Origin of the sequence: Hallella seregens ATCC 51272 (genome assembly GCF_000518545.1) — a bacterium.
In the GTDB taxonomy this organism is placed as follows: Bacteria; Bacteroidota; Bacteroidia; order Bacteroidales; family Bacteroidaceae; genus Prevotella; species Prevotella seregens.
Map to the genome: position 1 here is coordinate 23189 of NZ_JADU01000006.1, position 16731 is coordinate 39919.

12 protein-coding genes are annotated in these 16731 nt (G+C 60.1%); 4 read left to right on the plus strand and 8 right to left on the minus strand.

Annotated elements, in window-relative coordinates; translation table 11 throughout:
* Positions 1-3: 3 nt before the first annotated feature.
* The 8 genes from L888_RS0101850 to L888_RS0101885 form a co-directional block, all read right to left on the minus strand.
* A complete protein-coding gene (locus L888_RS0101850; protein ID WP_027951639.1) occupies positions 4-636 on the minus strand; it encodes an ATP-binding cassette domain-containing protein in 633 nt (210 codons plus the stop codon).
* Between the two features lie 150 nt (positions 637-786).
* The gene (locus tag L888_RS0101855) at positions 787-2028 is read right to left on the minus strand and encodes a tetratricopeptide repeat protein (protein ID WP_027951640.1); all 1242 of its coding nucleotides are present in this window, start codon (positions 2026-2028) and stop codon (positions 787-789) included.
* Positions 2029-2069: 41 nt separating this feature from the next.
* Positions 2070-4724 carry a DNA gyrase subunit A gene (gyrA, locus tag L888_RS0101860; RefSeq protein ID WP_027951641.1) on the minus strand — a complete coding sequence of 885 codons (2655 nt, stop codon included), beginning with the start codon at positions 4722-4724 and terminating at the stop codon, positions 2070-2072.
* A gap of 183 nt (positions 4725-4907) precedes the next feature.
* A complete protein-coding gene (locus tag L888_RS0101865; RefSeq protein WP_027951642.1) occupies positions 4908-5615 on the minus strand; it encodes an AbgT family transporter in 708 nt (235 codons plus the stop codon).
* Positions 5612-6337 carry a DUF5932 domain-containing protein gene (locus L888_RS0101870; protein ID WP_005846751.1) on the minus strand — a complete coding sequence of 242 codons (726 nt, stop codon included), beginning with the start codon at positions 6335-6337 and terminating at the stop codon, positions 5612-5614. Before L888_RS0101870 ends, L888_RS0101865 begins: the two co-directional genes overlap by 4 nt.
* 8 nt (positions 6338-6345) lie before the next feature.
* Positions 6346-9729, minus strand: coding sequence for a sensor histidine kinase (locus L888_RS0101875; protein ID WP_044248420.1), 3384 nt, complete (start codon positions 9727-9729; stop codon positions 6346-6348).
* 22 nt (positions 9730-9751) lie between these two features.
* On the minus strand, positions 9752-10423 hold the full coding sequence (locus L888_RS0101880; RefSeq protein ID WP_027951644.1) for a bifunctional 4-hydroxy-2-oxoglutarate aldolase/2-dehydro-3-deoxy-phosphogluconate aldolase: 672 nt from the start codon (positions 10421-10423) through the stop codon (positions 9752-9754).
* A gap of 26 nt (positions 10424-10449) precedes the next feature.
* Complete coding sequence (locus L888_RS0101885; protein ID WP_027951645.1) at positions 10450-11472, minus strand: sugar kinase; 1023 nt, start codon at positions 11470-11472, stop codon at positions 10450-10452.
* Between the two features lie 194 nt (positions 11473-11666).
* Here L888_RS0101885 and L888_RS0101890 point away from each other — a divergent pair, with 194 nt between their 5' ends.
* The 4 genes from L888_RS0101890 to L888_RS0101905 all read left to right on the plus strand — a co-directional run bounded on the left by L888_RS0101890 (position 11667) and on the right by L888_RS0101905 (position 16693).
* The gene (locus L888_RS0101890) at positions 11667-12731 is read left to right on the plus strand and encodes a LacI family DNA-binding transcriptional regulator (RefSeq protein WP_027951646.1); all 1065 of its coding nucleotides are present in this window, start codon (positions 11667-11669) and stop codon (positions 12729-12731) included.
* Positions 12732-12884: 153 nt separating this feature from the next.
* Entirely contained in the window at positions 12885-14381 is a 1497-nt protein-coding gene (locus L888_RS0101895) for a UxaA family hydrolase (RefSeq protein ID WP_027951647.1), read from the plus strand.
* A 242-nt stretch (positions 14382-14623) separates the two neighbouring features.
* A complete protein-coding gene (locus tag L888_RS0101900; RefSeq protein ID WP_027951648.1) occupies positions 14624-15898 on the plus strand; it encodes a Na+/H+ antiporter NhaC family protein in 1275 nt (424 codons plus the stop codon).
* Positions 15899-15901: 3 nt separating this feature from the next.
* The gene (locus L888_RS0101905) at positions 15902-16693 is read left to right on the plus strand and encodes a hypothetical protein (RefSeq protein WP_027951649.1); all 792 of its coding nucleotides are present in this window, start codon (positions 15902-15904) and stop codon (positions 16691-16693) included.
* Positions 16694-16731: the final 38 nt, after the last annotated feature.

The following is a 16731-nucleotide window of genomic DNA, read 5'->3' on the forward strand; positions in this document are numbered from 1 at the left end:
CGTTCAGAGTTTTATCATTTTGTCGAAAGCTGTCGGCGTGCCCCCGTCGGCCTCCGCACCGCTGCCGTGCAGCGGCTCGCGGCAGGTGCACACCACCTCGGCGCCGTCGGCCGTGAGCTGGTGGAGCAGGGCCTGCACGGCAGGCGTCTGCGGAATTTCGTCGAGCAACACCATGGGCCGCCCCAGCAAGGGGAGCATGGACAGCAGCACAAGTTGCAGCTGCGGGCGGGTGAGCGTCTGCGTCGCGCGGTCGTAACAACGCTCGTCCACGCCGAGCTGCCGCCACCGGGCCATGAGTGCCGGCCGGTCGAACGCCCGGACGCGGTTCACCTTCAGGGCAAAGAGCTGGCGGCAGAGCTCGGCCACGGTGAGCGTGTTCCAGGGAGGCTGTTGCGGCACATAGGCCATCAGCTGCCGGAAATAGCTGCCGGAGCCCGGCGTGACAAGCTCGCCGTCTACCGTGATATAGCCGGCAGCCAAGGGGGCCAGCCCCATGACGGCCATCAGCAAGCGGGTCTTGCCGGAGCCTCCGGGGCCCGACAGGCATACCGTCTCGCCCCCATTCACCACCAAGGAAAAGGGAGCCGACTGCGTGCCGTCGGCAAGACCGACGCAGACATTCTTGAATTCGAGCATCGCTTATTTGTTTTTCGACCTGCATTCGGCAAGTCCGCCGCACAGCGCAAAGCCGCCGGCGGCCGGGTTGCCTTTAAGGATGGAGAGGCTGTGCCAACCAAGCGTTGGGCACAGCCTCTCGTGAAGTGTTTGCCGTTGGGAGCGGGCGGCTTACTGGTTGCCCTTCAGCAGCTTCTCCATCTCGACCGTGCGGGGGTCGTTGGCGGCGTAAACCAGATAGTAACACTGGTAGAGCGGATAGGCCCAGTTGGCCTTTTCGCGGTTGGGATCCAGGTTCTTGGCCTGCTCCAGATAGCCCATCGACTTGGTGTAGAGCTCCTTCTGTGCAGCGCGGTTGCCGTCGATCTGGCTGGCTTTGGCGTTGATCGAGAAGCCCAAGTAGGTGAGCACCACGGGGTTGGTGCCGTCCAGCTCTACGGCTTTGGTCAGTGCTTCGATGCACTCGTCCCAGTCGGGCTTGTCGGCTGTGGAGTTGCGGTTCATCAGTGTCTGGCCTTTCAGCGCCCACGCCGTGAAATTGTTGGGCTCGCGTTTCAGCTTGTCGGCCACCACGGCATCGAGTTCAGCCATCATGCCCAGGCCGCTGTACATGTTGCAGAGCGTGCCGAACGCCATCTCGTTGGTCGGCTCGCTCTGGTAGAGGGCCTTGATCTGCTCCACGTATTTCAGCGAGTCGGCATGCGTCTTGAGGTTGCGCTGGGCAATGGCAAACTTGAAAGTCTCGGCCTGCTTACGCATGGCGGTGTCCTGCATGGCAATGTCTGCATACTTCACGGCCTTGTCATACTGCTGGGCCTGATTGGCATACTGCGCCGTATAGTAAGCCACTTGGCCGAGGAACTGGGCCTCGTTGGCCTTGGAAGCCTGGAAGATGGGGTTGTCGTCGGTATCGAGGAATGTGCCCCAATACTTCAGCACGCCCTCCTCCTTGCCGTTCTGGGCAAAGTGGTTGCCGGCGGTCACGAGCTGCATGCGGGCGTTGGCAATGAGCGGCGTCAGAGAGCTGGCATACTTAGCCTTGACCTTTCCTTTCTCGTCGGGCATGGCATCGTACTTCAAGCACTCCAGACCGTCCACCGTGGCATGGTAGGCAGCCTCGTAGAAGCCCAGTGTGTCGTAGGGCGTCTCCTTGCTCTTGGTGAGCTGGGCCTGCATGTTTGCAGCCTGCACGGCGTTCTCCTTGTCGAACTTGGCCAGCGCGAGCTTCGTCAGATGTTCGTAGGCTTTGGCCTTCTCTTGCGGGCTGGCCAGCTGGTCGAGACTACTCTTCAGCAACTGCGTTGCCTCGGCATAGTCCTTGATTTTAAGGATGGCCTTCAGCGGTTCGCTGTCTCCGGCAAATGCAGCCGACGTGCCAAGCATCATCAATGCTGCAATCATTAACTTCTTCATAAGTCTATTATTTAAAAGGTTTGTCTGTTACTTCTCTTTCTTTACTTCTCGAAATCGATCATGTCGTCGGGCTCCACCTCGGGCTCGGCCGTGTCTTCGCCGGAGCCGGCAGCGGTGGCCGCACTCTCGGGAGCGTTGGTGGCCTGGGCAAACTGCTCGTTCTTCTCCTGCATGGCCTGGCGGTTCTCGGCCTCGACGGTGGCTTCGAGCTCGGAGCTCATCACCTTGCACACGCTGGCAATGATGTCGTTCTTCTTGGCAAGATTGATAAGACGCACGCCCTGCGTGGCCCGGCCCATGACGCGAATGTCCGAAACGGCCATGCGAATCACGATGCCGCTCTTGTTGATAATCATCAGGTCGTTGTCGTCGGTCACGTTCTTGATGGCCACCAGACGGCCGGTCTTCTCGGTCACGGCCATGGTCTTCACGCCCTTGCCGCCACGGTTGGTTTTGCGGTAGTCTTCCACACCCGAGCGTTTGCCGTAGCCATTCTCGCTCACTACCATGACGCTCTCGCTCTCGGCATCGTTCACTACAACCATGCCCACCACGGCATCGTCGTCGCCATCGAGCCTCATGCCTCGCACTCCGGTCGATACACGTCCCATCGTGCGGATGGCCCGCTCGTCGAAGCGCACGGCACGGCCGTTGCGATTGGCCATGACAAGCTCGTTCTCGCCATTGGTCAGGCGCACGTCCACCACCTCATCGCCCTCGACAATATTGATGGCAATCACGCCGTTGGCCCGCGGACGGGAGTATTCCTTCAGTGAGGTCTTCTTCACCGTACCGTTCTTTGTGGCAAACACCACGTAGTGGCTGTTCACGAACTCCTCGTTCTCCAGCCCACGGCCGCGCAGCCTCAGGAAAGCGTTCACCGAGTCGTCGGGCTCGATGTTGAGCAGGTTCTGGATGGCACGGCCCTTGGAGGTCTTGTCGCCCTCGGGGATGTCGTAGCAGTGGAGCCAGTAGCAACGGCCTTTTTTTGAGAAGAAAAGCATCGTCTGGTGCATCGTGGCGGGATAGATATACTCTGTGAAGTCTTTCTCACGGGTGTGGGCGCCTTTCGAGCCCACGCCGCCACGAGCCTGCTCGCGGAAGTCGCTCAGCGGCGTGCGCTTGATATATCCCAGGTGGCTCACGGTGATGACCACGGGGTCGTTGGGATAGAAATCTTCGGCGTTGAACTCGTGCTCGTCGAGGATGAGCTGCGTGCGACGCTCGTCTCCGTACTTCTCCTTGACCTCCTGCAGCTCCTGCTTCATCACGGCCTTGCACTTCTCGGGGTCGTCAAGGATGCTCTGCAGATACTCCACCTGGGCGGTAACCTCCTCGTATTCGGCGCGCAACTGGTCCATGCGAAGGCCTGTGAGCTGCGAGAGACGCATGTCGACGATGGCCTTCGACTGCAGGTTGTCGAGCTCGAAACGCTTCTCCAGGTTGACCTGGGCGTCGGCCGGGGTCTTGCTGGCACGGATGATATGCACCACTTCGTCGATATTGTCACAGGCAATGAGCAGTCCTTCGAGGATGTGCAGACGCTCCTGCGCCTTCCGTAGGTCGTACTGTGTGCGGCGGATGGTCACCTCGTGGCGGTGCTCAATGAAGTAGCTGATGCACTCGCGCAGCGACAACAGTTTCGGGCGCAACTGCGAATGGTCGTGCTTGTTGGGCACCAGGGCGATGCAGTTCACCGAGAACGAGCTCTGTAGCGCCGTCATCTTGAACAGCTTGTTCAGGATGACCTTGGCATTGACATCGCGTTTCAGGTCCACGACGATGCGCATGCCCTGACGGCCGGTCTCGTCGTTCACGTTGGCAATGCCCTCGAGCTTGCCCTCCTTCACCAGGTCGGCGATGTACTCGATGAGCTGCTGCTTGTTCACGCCATAGGGTATTTCGGTCACCACAATCTTGTCGTGGCTGTCGTCGCTCTCTATTTCGGCCTTGGCTCTCATCACTATTCGGCCGCGGCCTGTCTCGTAGGCGTCCTTCACGCCCTGCTGGCCATAGATGTAAGCACCCGTGGGAAAGTCGGGTGCGGGGATGAACTGCATCAGCCCGTCGGTGTCAATCTCGGGATTGTCGATGAACGCACAGCAGCCGTCTATCACCTCGCCCAGATTGTGCGTGGGGATATTCGTGGCCATGCCGACGGCAATACCGTTGCCGCCGTTGACGAGCAAGTTGGGGATTTTGGTGGGCATTACGGACGGTTCCTTCAGCGTATCGTCGAAGTTGTTGTCCATATCCACGGTGTCCTTTTCGATGTCATCCATGATGTGCTCGCCCATCTTCGACAGGCGGCACTCGGTGTATCGCATGGCAGCGGGCGAGTCGCCGTCCACGCTGCCGAAGTTACCCTGGCCGTCGACCAGCTTGTAACGCATGTTCCACTCCTGACCCATGCGCACCAGTGCACCGTAGACAGAACTGTCGCCATGGGGATGATACTTACCCAGCACGTCGCCCACGACGCGCGCGCACTTCTTGTAAGGTTTGTCACTGGTATTGCCCAAGCCCAGCATGCCGTAGAGGATGCGGCGGTGCACAGGCTTGAAACCGTCTCGAACATCGGGAAGCGCGCGGGCCACAATCACCGACATGGAGTAGTCGATGTAGGAAGTCTTCATCTCTTCCTCGATGTTAATCTTCATGATCCGGTCTTGATCAATTGTCTGATTCTCGTCCATTGAATAGCTTATAGTTTTTTATCAAAATTCCTTCAGAGGGCATTTTTTTGCGTTTTAAGCCGTTAACACCCCGCTTTCAAGGCGTAAAAGTACGAAGTTTCCCCGACATGGCAAAACTTTCAAAACGAAAAAAACGCTGTAAACGCAAGATAATCGGGCCGCCAACAGCCCGGACCTACGAGCCTATCCCATCAGCACATAGGCAAAACAATGGCAAAATTCGGCACCCAACACATAGAGCAGCAGCAGGGGCATGAGCCAGTTGCCGGCAGCACAGAGGCACTGACACACGTCGTACACGCTGTGCAGCCGGCCGCTCAACAGTCCGTAGCTCACGGCCGTGGTGGCTCCCATGAATGCCAACACGGGAAGCAGGCTCACCGAGAAACTGCTGGGAAACAGCTCTCCGGTCACACTAAGCAGCACGGCATGGGGCAAGGCCGTGAGCAAGAGCATGACCGCACATTCTATCAGCAACAGCAATCCTGAAGCTCTCAAGGCGTAGCGTTGCTGGCCGGTGGGCTGTGGCCGACGGGGCAGCAACGTGTGACACAGGGTTTTCCACAGCCCGCTCTCGCCCACTGCACCCACGGCCATTGCCATGACAATGAGGTTGACCAGCAGCGGACTGCCCAGCTTGAATGCGAAATTGCCGAAGAACCAGCGAATACCGGCCGCACTGAGCAGGGAGCGCACCGACATTTCGGGCATGGCTGCGGCCAGCAGCCACGACGCCAGGATGAGGGCCACCTGGCCCGCACCCAGCAGCAACGTCAGCCTGTAGACCCACGTCCGCCAAGTCACCCCCCAGTGCTGGCCGAATGCCGACTGGTGTCTGTCGCGCTCTTCTGTCCCCATCACCTTATATATATAGGTACGGTCATTCTTCAATCTTCGTCAGGATGCAGGTTGTCCACATCGAGAATGCGCAGCTCCAACGCCCGCACCACGAGACGTGTGGCGTTCACCCCCACTCCGCCGCGGCCGTCGGGAAAGAGTTTCTGCGCCAGCTCGTTCTGCCGTTTCTCCAGACTTTTCACACCGAACGGCATGCCGCGCAGGTTCGTGATCTGCTCTTTCGTGAAGCCAAGAGCCAGATGCCGCAGGAACCGCTCGTCGTATTCGTCTATCTCATAGTTGATAAGCGCCTCTTGTCGCATCAGTTCATTGTTCACGCTGTGCTTGAAGCGGCTCACGATTTTCTCCAGGATAGGCTGGTTGAACACCAGCCGCTTGCCGTCCATCACACTGGCCACATCGCCCCGTGTAAGCAGTTCCCCGCTCTTCAGGATGATGCCGTCGCAACCAGCGTCGAGCGCATCCACCCACAGTTTCTCGTTCAGAATCTCGCCGGTGAAAATCAAAATCTTCACCTCGGGGTGGGTCTCCTTGGTGTGTCGGCATATCTCTACACCCACGGTGGTGGAGCCGCCGAGGCCGAGATCGAGCAGCACCAGGTCGGGAATCTGCTCTTTCATGAGTCGCAAGAAGCTCTGCTCCGAGTCGGCCGTACCGATGATATGGGCCTCGGGAATGTCGTTACGGATGATGCCCTCCGTGCCTTTCAGCTCCAGCGGCACGTCCTCGACGATAATGATATTGAAGTCTTTCATGGCGTTTCTTATTGTTTAATCAATATATGGTTGGTTCGGCGCACCGCCTCCAGGCAGCGCACAGGCATGGTGACAATCACCACGGGGCCCGTCTGGCCCACTTCGGCCCGGATGCCACAGCCGCGCAGACCGGTGGCTTCGCCCATCTCACGCACGATTTGACGGCAGAGCAGGAACTTCAGATCGGCCGTATAGGGCGTGAAGAGCTGCCTGCACTGTTCGTCATTCAGCGCGCAGCCGTCCATCTGCACTTGTATATCAACGTATCGGTCGCGTGTTTCTGATACCGCAGCCTCGGGTTTTTCGCCGTTGTTGAGCTTCTTTAAGATTTCAAAAAGATAGGCCGTCATGTCGTCATCCAGCCGCGCGGCGGGAATCTGCCGCATAGCTTGCTGCGAAAGAATCTGGTAAAGCTCCTGATAGTAGCCGGCCAACTCCGCGATGCCGGCCAGATGTGCGTCGGTTCCATCGATGAGTTGGCGGATGCGTGAGGGGTAGTACATCGTCTCGTGTTTCAGTGTGGAGAGGCAGTTGTCCAGCACACTGTTCGACACATGCAGCCTGTCGGTGTCCATCTGAAGCCGGCGCAGGTTGTCCTCGGCCAGCTCAATGGTGGTTTCCTGACTGGCCGCACTGTCTATCGAGAGCTGCAGGGCATTGTGTATCTGCCTCACAATGACGCTCAGGTTCTCCTGCTGCTCGTCCGAAAGGTCGAACTTTCGGAAGTCGCCCAGCCGGTCGATGCCCTGCAGTTTTTCGGCATCTCCAACGTCCTTGAGCAGCAAACGGTTCATGGCATTGATATGATCGATGCAGAAACTATAGTTCAACCGATGGCGATAGTACAGGAAATAATAGGCCGGAAAGATGATAACGAGCAGCAACGACAGCAGTATCACGGCCACGGTCTTGTTGTTTTCGCTGCGCTGCATGGTGCGCACATACTCGGGCAACGTAGTGTCGGCACTCACTTCGCGGAAGAGTCGGGTGTACACTCTGTTGTTTTCTTGGTACACGTCCCACCGATGCAGGGCCAGAGCAGCCACGGCAGCCTCGTTGCTGATGTCGAGAAGGGTCACCGTGTCCGTAGGCGCCAGGTACTTGCGACAGCTGTCTGCCCACTGCAGCGTGCGCTCATAGGTGCCGTTGATATTGGAAAAGTAGGCACTGTCGGCATACTGCGAGGCCCTGCCAACCGGCGGACGTGCCGGCTTGGCCGCCGTCTCGCCGCCATGGGTCAGCGTTCCTGCCATCGCCAGCACCACGCACAAGCGGGCCACGCCACGGGGCAGCCTGAAGTAAAAACGCGAGCCGCAGCCCACCTCGCTCTCGGCCTTGAGGGTGCATACACTGAAGATACGGCTCATCTTCTTGTATTTCTCGATGATGCCATTACAGTTTTTCAGTCCGAATCCATGCCCTCCCGTATAGGTGCGGTCGAAGACATGGGCCAGCTGTTCGCCGCTCATGCCGCGGCCGTTGTCGGTCACGCTCACCTCCACATAGTCGTCGGTCTCCGTGGCGCTCACGCTCACCGTCCCGCCCTCGGGCGTAAACTTGCGGGCGTTGTCGGCCATGGTGTTAATCATGAAAAGCGTCAGCGTCTTGTCTGCTTTCACCACACTCTGCGTGGGCTCCACGTTGAGCGTGATGCCTTTCAGCTGATAGTTCATGCGGGCGCGCGCCACAATGTCGAAGAGCGACTGCAGATCGAAGTTCTCTATCTTGAGGCTCACCTCGCCTTGCCGCATCTGTATCCAGCGCGTCAGCACATTGTTGTAGTCGTTGATGCTCTCTGTAAGCTCGGCGATATACTGATAGCGTTGCCGCCTCACCCCGGGCGCATCGGTTCCGGCCTGCAGCCGCGCCACCTCGTTCATCATGCGGTCGATGAAAGGCATCACGCTGTTCACCAGCTGAATCTTGGCCCGCTGCTCCAGGTTGCGGCGTTTGTTCTGCTTCAGGTGCAGCCGCACCACGTCGGTCTGCTCCTGTATCTCATTGTAACGTTCCTGCACACCGGCGGCTTTCTGCTCGTTCTGCCGCCGCCATTCGGTCAGCGGCTCGAGCAAAGTGCCGAGGGAAAAGCGGGCATCGCTGCGTCGGCGCATTAGGTCGAACACATAGAGCAACGCCGTGACCACGGCTATCATCAGGATGACAGCCACAAGCATGCCGTTGAGCTGGCGCGCCGACTCGTCGAGCTGACTGGCACGCGCCTCCAGTTGCCGGTCCTGGCGGGTCTGTTCCTGCAGGTCGAGGTAGATGTTGCGGTTGCGATCGCTGTTCACCTTGTCGTTCACTGCCGAATAGACCAGGCTAAGCTGCTCGCGGATGGAGGCCACCAAGTCGGGAGCCTGACGGATGGCTTTGTTCGTGTTCAGCGCACGTTGCAGACAGAGCAAGGCCGAACGGTAGTCATGAATCTGCCAATAGCATTCGGCCAGCGTGCGGTTGGCACCGGCTGTCTGGTAGACATCGCCATAGCGGCGGAACAGGTCGAGCGACCGTTGTGCCAGGTTGCCGGCCAGCAAGGCCTCGGGCATGCCGTCGGTATTGATGAGCCGAATGGCGGGCAGGTTGTTGCGTATGAGCTGCGAGCGTTGGGGTTCGGCTTGCAGATGCTCGCTCATAGCCTGCATGGCCTGGGCTTTCCAGAAGGGATAGTCGGCCTGAACGGAGAGCGTATAACAGTGCACCAGATATTCAAACTCGGCCTGGGCGGTCTCCTCGGGAGTAGTCTCACTGAGGATGCCGCCGGCTCCAATGTTGTACCAATAGCACAGCAACTGGGCCGTGTCCTGCTGTATTTCACCAAAGGGATCTATCTCTTCCAGGGCGTCCACCGAGGTCTTGACTTGCCCCACATAATAAAAATAGGAAGAGGCCACGATGGCAAACTCCGAGCGCGCATAGACCATCCGCCGCATCTGGTGGGGCGTAAGGCGGTCGGGCTCATCGTCGAAGCGTCGCAGACGACGCATGGCACGCTCGCGATAGGCATAGAAATCCTTGTTGCGCGACCGTCGCTGGCAGAGCCTCATCATCTGGATGTCGGCCACAAGCAGCTCCACCTGGTTGTCGGTGGTGCCGGCAACCTGCTCCAGCAGCCGCTCGGCCTGTGTATACTGCATCTTGGCAAGACACACAAAGGCAAGGTGATTCAGGGCCTCGGCCGCCCCGGCATCGTAGTTGGCGGCAAGGCTCAGACTGCGACGGGCGTAGGCCTGCGTGGAATCAAGGTTGCGGTAGTGGAAGTCGTAGGCCCGCTCGTTCAGCCGATCCACGCGTGCCGCCTGGCGGTCGCCACAGCCCACCATAACCCAGCAGACGGCCAGCATCAACATGCCGACCGTCCACTTCAGAATCCTGTGTCGCTGAATGCGGGTCATCGTGCGGTTGCGGCGCGCCCGTTCAGCCGCGGGCCTCGCGGATATAGCCCAGCGCTTCCACGCACTTGTCGGTAATGGCCTTCCAGTTGCGGGCGGCCACCACCTCCTTGGGGAAGAGCTTTGACCCCATGCCCACGCAGAGCACGCCGGCCTTGATCCACTCGGTGAGGTTCTCCCTGTCGGGCGAAACGGCGCCGGTCACCATGATGTTGCTCCAGCGCAGCGGGGCCAGCACGTTCTTGACAAACGACGGCCCGCCCACGTTGCCCGCGGGGAACACCTTCGTCACGTCGCAGCCCAGAGCCTGGGCATGGCTGATTTCGCTCACCGTGCCGCAGCCCGGCGAATAGGGCACCAGCCGGCGGTTGCACACGGGAGCTATCTCGGGGTTGAAGTTGGGGCCCACGATGAAGTTGGCGCCCAGCTGCAGATAGAGCGAAGCCGTGCCGGCATCGATCACTGTGCCGGCTCCCAGGATGAGTTCGGAGCACTCCTTGTCGGCCCATTTCACCAGTTCGCCGAAGATTTCGTGGGCGAAGTCACCGCGGTTGGTGAACTCGAACACGCGCACGCCGCCCTCGTAACAGGCCTTGATAACATTCTTACACACGTCAACGTCCTTGTTGAAGAACACGGGAACCATGCCCGTTTCCTTCATGGCGGTCATCACCTGGACTTTGTTAAACTTTGCCATTTTATGCTGTTTATAGGTTGATTCTCTTATCGCTGCACGCGACCGTTGGCATTGCCGCCGGCCAGACTCTCCACCTCTGCCTCGCTCACGAGGTTGAAATCACCGGGAATCGTGTGCTTCAGAGCCGAGGCAGCCACGGCAAACTCCAGGGCTTCGCCCTGCGTGGACTTGGTGAGCAGCCCATGGATGAGGCCGCCCGAGAACGAGTCGCCGCCGCCCACACGGTCGATGATGGGGTCGATGTCGTAGCGCTTGCTCTCGTAAAAGTCCTTGCCGTTATAGATAAGAGCCTTCCAGCCATTGTGCGTGGCCGAGAACGATTCGCGGAGCGTGGACACCACATACTTGAAGCCGAACTCCTTCATCATGCCCTTGAAGATGTTGTAATAGCCGCTGGCATCGGTCTTTCCGCCCTCAACGTCGGCGTCGGGCTTGAAGCCCAAACAGAGCTGTGCATCCTCTTCATTGCCGATGCACACGTCCACATACTTCATGAGCGGACGCATCACCGAGATGGCTTTCTCCGAAGTCCAGAGCTTCTTGCGGAAGTTCAGGTCCACCGACACCGTCACGCCGTGGCGCTTGGCAGCCTCGCAAGCCAGGCGGGTGAGCTCGGCAGCCTTGTCCGACACGGCCGGCGTGATGCCGCTCCAGTGGAACCACTGCGCGCCGTCCATGATGGCGTCGAAGTCAAAATCTGAAGCATCGGCCTCGGCAATGGCGCTGTGCGCCCGGTCGTAAATCACCTTTGAGGGGCGCATCGAGGCTCCCGTCTCGGCATAGTAGAGGCCCACGCGGTCGCCGCCGCGGGCGATAAAGCGGGTGTCCACCCCATAGCGGCGCAGGGCGTTCACGGCAATCTGGCCAATCTCATGGCTCGGTAGCTTGCTCACGAAGTAGGCCTCGTGCCCATAATTGGCCACACTCACGGCCACATTGGCCTCGCCGCCGCCGGGAATGATGCGGAAATGGTCGGTCTGGATGAAACGATCGCTGCCCTCCGGGGACAAGCGCAGCATGATTTCGCCTAATGTTACGATTTTAGCCATGTTCTTAACGATTTAATTTTTATTGTTTGTTGTGTATAGATTATTCCTTTCGTTTGTCGGGGCAAATATAAAGAGAAATTTCCAAAACGGGAAACAAATCGGCAAAAAACATGGTTTTTCAACAAATAATTCCCGTGCACGTCGATACAATTCAACTTTTATGCTTATTTTTGCATGGTAATTACGACCCAACGATGACAGACAAAATCAGAATCAAGGACATTGCCCAGAGAGCCGGCGTGTCGGTGGGGACGGTGGATCGAGTGCTCCACGAGCGTCCCAATGTGTCGTCCAAGGCCCGTGCCCGCGTGGAGGCCGCACTCAAGGAGGTGAACTATCAGCCCAACATGTACGCCTCCGCCTTGGCCTACAACCGCTCGTACACATTCATTGTACTCATTCCCCGGCACGAGCAGGTGGCCTACTGGGAAGAGATAGAAGAGGGCGTCAAGATGGCCCAAGAGGCCCGACGCGACTTCCACGTCAAGGCCGAAATCATGTATTACGAGCAATTCGACGAGCAATCGTTCCTCGACACCACCCGCGATTGCCTGGAGGCCCAGCCCGACGGAGTGGTCATTGTGCCCTCGGATCTGGAGGTGACGCGGCGCTTCACCGACCAAATGCACGAGCGGGGCATCCCCTTTGTGATGCTCGACTCCTACATGCCCGACCTGAAACCCCTGGCTTTCTTCGGACAAGACTCGTTTTCGAGCGGCTACTTCGCCGCACGCATGCTCATGCTCATTGCCGGCCAAGAGACCGCCATCGCCATCGTGAAGCTCACCAGCAACGGGCGCGTGGTAAGCAAGCAGCAGGACAACCGCGAGGTGGGCTTCCGCCACTACATGCACGACCACTTCCCCAGCGTCGCCATCATTGAGCTGGAACTGCCGCTCAACGGCACGCGACAGCTCCACAACAGCATGCTGGAGGAGTTCTTCGTAGCCCGTCCCGACATTCACCATTGCATCACTTTGGGCTCCAAGGCCCACGTCGTGGGCGAGTTTCTGCTGCGCACCAACCGCCGCGACGTGCAGATTATGGGCTACGACATGGTGGGCAAGAACGCCGAGTGCCTGCGTCAGGGCAGCGTGTCGTTCCTCATTGCGCAGCACGCTTACCAGCAGGGCTACTCGTGTGTGGACACGCTTTTCAGGGCCATCGTGCTCAAAAAGAAGGTACAGCCCGTGAACTACATGCCCATTGAGCTGCTCACCCGGGAGAACGTGGACTTCTACCGGCGCACGCAGCTGTGAGTACCGAGAGAGTGACCGGGGCCTGGCCCCCGGCACCCCACACACGGAAAAAGACTACGCCGCCCGGCGGAAGCGGGACGAATGAAAGGATGAGGCCCCGAGAGGATGAAAGGAAGAACTGACCATGACCCATCAACAAGCGAACAAACAACTATGAACGAATCAACATTTATCAAAATCAATCCCGCAGACAACGTGGTGGTGTGCCTGCGCCCGGTGAAGCAGGGCGAGACGCTCGACGTGGACGGGCGCCGCGTGGAGGTGCTCCAGGACACACCGGCCGGCCACAAAGTGCTGCTTGCCGACGTGAAAGCCGGCACCGACATCATCAAGTACGGCTACCCCATAGGCCATGCCCGCGAAGACCTGCGCCGCGGACAGTGGGTGAACGAGACCAATCTCAAGACCAATCTCTCGGGCACACTCGACTACGAGTACCGCCCCGTGAACGAGGAACTGCGCATTCCCCACGAAGACCTCTGCTTTAAAGGCTACCGCCGCAGCAGCGGAGAGGTGGGCGTGCGCAACGAGATATGGATTGTGCCCACCGTGGGCTGCGTCAACGGCATCGCCGAGCGGCTGGTGCGCCGGCTCACGGCCGAGACCCGTCTGGAGGGCATCGATGCCGTGCACGCCTGGCACCACAACTACGGCTGCTCGCAGTTGAGCGGCGACCACGAGAACACACGCAAGGTGTTGCGCGACATCTGCCTGCACCCCAACGCCGGCGGCGTGCTCGTGCTCTCGCTGGGATGCGAGAACAACCAGCCCGACCAGTTCATGGAACTGCTGGGCAACTACGACCGCGACCGCGTGAAACTGCTCGTCACACAGAAAGTTGACGGCGACGAAACGGAGGCCGCCATGCAGCTGCTGCGCGAACTCTACGCCCGGGCACGGCAAGACCGCCGCGAGGACGTGCCCCTGAGCGAGTTGCGCGTGGGCCTGAAGTGCGGCGGAAGCGACGGCTTCAGCGGCATCACGGCCAATCCACTCGTGGGCGAATTTTCCGATTACCTCGTGGCGCAGGGCGGCACAACCATCCTCACCGAGGTGCCCGAGATGTTCGGTGCTGAGACCATCCTCATGAATCGGTGCAAGACTCCCGAGCTGTTTCGCCAGACGGTGGAGCTCGTCAACAACTTCAAGGAATACTTTCTCTCCCACGGCGAGCCCGTGGGAGAAAACCCCTCGCCGGGCAACAAGGCGGGCGGCATCTCCACGCTGGAGGACAAAGCCCTGGGCTGCACCCAGAAATGCGGGCGCGCGCAGGTGAGCGGCGTGCTGGGTTACGGCGACCGGCTGCAACACCACGGCCTGAACCTGCTCTCGGCTCCGGGCAACGACCTCGTGGCCTCCACGGCCTTGGCGGCCGCCGGCTGCCAGCTGGTGCTCTTCACCACAGGCCGCGGCACACCCTTCGGCACCTTTGTGCCCACGATGAAAATCTCGACCAACAACGACCTCTACGCCCGCAAACCCAACTGGATAGACTTCAACGCCGGCCAACTGCTGCGCGGCATGCCCATGGCCGAACTGAACCGGAGGTTCATCCAGAAAGTCATTGCCGTGGCCAGCGGAGAGAAGACCCGCAACGAGGAGAACGAGTACAGCGAGATCGCCATCTTCAAGAACGGCGTGACGCTGTAGGGCCACCGCGCCGCCTGGGCCACATGCACGCATCGCCACGGCGACGCAGACGTGCAACCAACACGCCGCAATCGCAACGCGGCAACGGCGTAATCGCGAGACCGTTACGCCGTAATCGCAGCGCGGCGACGGCGCAATCGCAAGGCCGCTGCGGTGCAACCGCACGGCGACCCTGCGGCCCCTGCCGCCGCACGGGGTACCCGACACCGGGGCGCAAGCCCCCGCTGACAACAACAAGAGACATGAACAAAGGCTTGCTCGCGCTCTCGCCGCTGATGGTTTTCATCGGGCTTTACCTGGCCCTGGCCGTTGCGGCGGGCGACTTCTACAAAGTGCCGATGACCGTTATCTTCATGATGGCCAGCATCTATGCCGTGGCCATCTCCGGTGGCTTCCCGCTGAAGAAGCGCATCGGCATCTACACACGCGGCGCCAGCTCGGACAGTTTGATGCTCATGCTCTGGATCTACGTGCTGGCCGGAGCCTTTGCCGCCTCGGCCAAGAGCATGGGAGCCATCGACGCCACGGTGGGGCTGGCCCTCCATGTGCTGCCTGCCAGCCTCATCCTGCCGGGGCTCTTCGTGGCCGCCTGCTTCATCTCGCTCTCCATCGGAACGAGCGTAGGCACCGTGGTGGCCCTGGTGCCCATCGCCGCCGGCATGGCCCACCAGACGGGAGGCAACGCCGCCCTGCTCACGGCTGTCATCGTGGGCGGGGCCTATTTCGGCGACAACCTCTCGTTTATCTCCGACACCACCGTGGTGGCCACCCAGACGCAGGGCTGCAAGATGAGCGACAAGTTCCGTGCCAACGCCCTCATCGTGGCTCCGGCGGCCCTGCTGGTGCTGGCCGTATATGCGGTGATGGGGCGGGGCATGACGGCTCCGGGACTGCTGCCGCCCGTCGATGTGTGGAAGGTGGTGCCCTATCTGGTGGTGCTTGTAGCCGCCGTGGCCGGCATGAACGTGATGGCCGTGCTCGTGCTCGGCCTGGTGCTCTGCGGGGCCATAGGCATCCTTGGGGGCAGCTACGGCCTCTTCGGGTGGCTCGGGGCCATGGGCCAGGGCATCGCGGGCATGGGCGAACTCATCATCGTGGCCATGATGGCGGGCGGCATGCTCGAGATGATTCGCGAGGCGGGAGGCATAGACTACATCATCGGCAGGCTCACGGCCCACGTCCACGGCAAGCGCGGCGCCGAGCTGTCCATCGCTGCACTGGTGGGCTTGGTCAACGTGTGCACGGCCAACAACACCGTGGCTATACTCACCGTGGGCAACATTGCCCGGCAGATAGGCGACCGCTACGGCGTGGACAACCGCAAGTGCGCCAGCATTCTCGACACTTGTTCGTGCACGGTGCAGGGCCTCATCCCCTACGGCGTGCAGATGCTGCTGGCCGCAGGACTGGCCAGCCTGAACCCCGTCCAGATTATTCCCTACCTCTACTACCCCATGTCCATCGGCGCGGCAACGCTGCTGGCCATCGTGCTGAGGTATCCCAAGCAATATTCCTGACCCATGAACATCATCATGCGCAACTTCTTCCGCCTGCTGCGCTCGGGGGCGCTCAACGAGTACGAGCCGCTGGAGCCGATGTCGGCTTTCAAGTGGGACCGGCTGTTCCAGATGGTGCGCGTGCAGCATGTGGAGCATGCAGCCCAGCGCGGCGTGCGCAACCATCAGTACGACGAGCGGATGAACATACCCCGGCGGCTCGTCGACGAGCATGCCGCCACGCCCGACAGCTCGGAGCCGCCACGCCTAAGCAACGGGCTGCTCAACCGCCGGCTGCGGCGCATCGTGGAGGCCGAGCGCCACGCCATCGACACCAACGTGGGGTCGTTGGAGGTACTGCACATCATCGTGGGCAACGTTTCGACCATGCTCAACCGCGGCACCATGCTCAGTGGACTCATCCAACTGGGCAGCTACCTGCGCAACAAGGGCGACAAAGTGGACTTCGTGAAGCTCGACGACTGGCTGCGACGGCTCCACATCCGGCGCATGGCACAGCTGCAAGGCAGCATGCTCATGGCCGTGTTCGGCTTCGACATAGACGAGTTGCCCTTTGTGACGCACGAGGAGCCGGCGGCCAACAAGCTGGTGCTGCGCTCTGTGGTGCACACGGCCAGCGACACGGCGGAGGAGTGGCACTTCCGACAGAGCCGGTCGGGATTCGTGCAAAACAACTCGGGACTGCTGCGACGCAACCTGCGCCGCAGCCTGCGCTACCTCACCTACGCCCCCATCGAGACCGTGAGCAACTATCTCAACAACTTCGCCCGCTCGCTGCAAGAAATCGAAGAGTAGAGCAAACAGAGGCCGGCGCGAGAGAGTGGACTCACGCA

Coding starts and splice junctions, on each gene's coding strand:
- L888_RS0101850 (WP_027951639.1), bottom strand. CDS start 636: ATGCTCGAATTCAAGAATGTCTGCGTCGGTCTTGCCGACGGCACGCAG.
- L888_RS0101855 (WP_027951640.1), bottom strand. CDS start 2,028: ATGAAGAAGTTAATGATTGCAGCATTGATGATGCTTGGCACGTCGGCT.
- gyrA (WP_027951641.1), bottom strand. CDS start 4,724: ATGGACGAGAATCAGACAATTGATCAAGACCGGATCATGAAGATTAAC.
- L888_RS0101870 (WP_005846751.1), bottom strand. CDS start 6,337: ATGAAAGACTTCAATATCATTATCGTCGAGGACGTGCCGCTGGAGCTG.
- L888_RS0101875 (WP_044248420.1), bottom strand. CDS start 9,729: ATGACCCGCATTCAGCGACACAGGATTCTGAAGTGGACGGTCGGCATG.
- L888_RS0101880 (WP_027951644.1), bottom strand. CDS start 10,423: ATGGCAAAGTTTAACAAAGTCCAGGTGATGACCGCCATGAAGGAAACG.
- L888_RS0101885 (WP_027951645.1), bottom strand. CDS start 11,472: ATGGCTAAAATCGTAACATTAGGCGAAATCATGCTGCGCTTGTCCCCG.
- L888_RS0101890 (WP_027951646.1), top strand. CDS start 11,667: ATGACAGACAAAATCAGAATCAAGGACATTGCCCAGAGAGCCGGCGTG.
- L888_RS0101895 (WP_027951647.1), top strand. CDS start 12,885: ATGAACGAATCAACATTTATCAAAATCAATCCCGCAGACAACGTGGTG.
- L888_RS0101900 (WP_027951648.1), top strand. CDS start 14,624: ATGAACAAAGGCTTGCTCGCGCTCTCGCCGCTGATGGTTTTCATCGGG.
- L888_RS0101905 (WP_027951649.1), top strand. CDS start 15,902: ATGAACATCATCATGCGCAACTTCTTCCGCCTGCTGCGCTCGGGGGCG.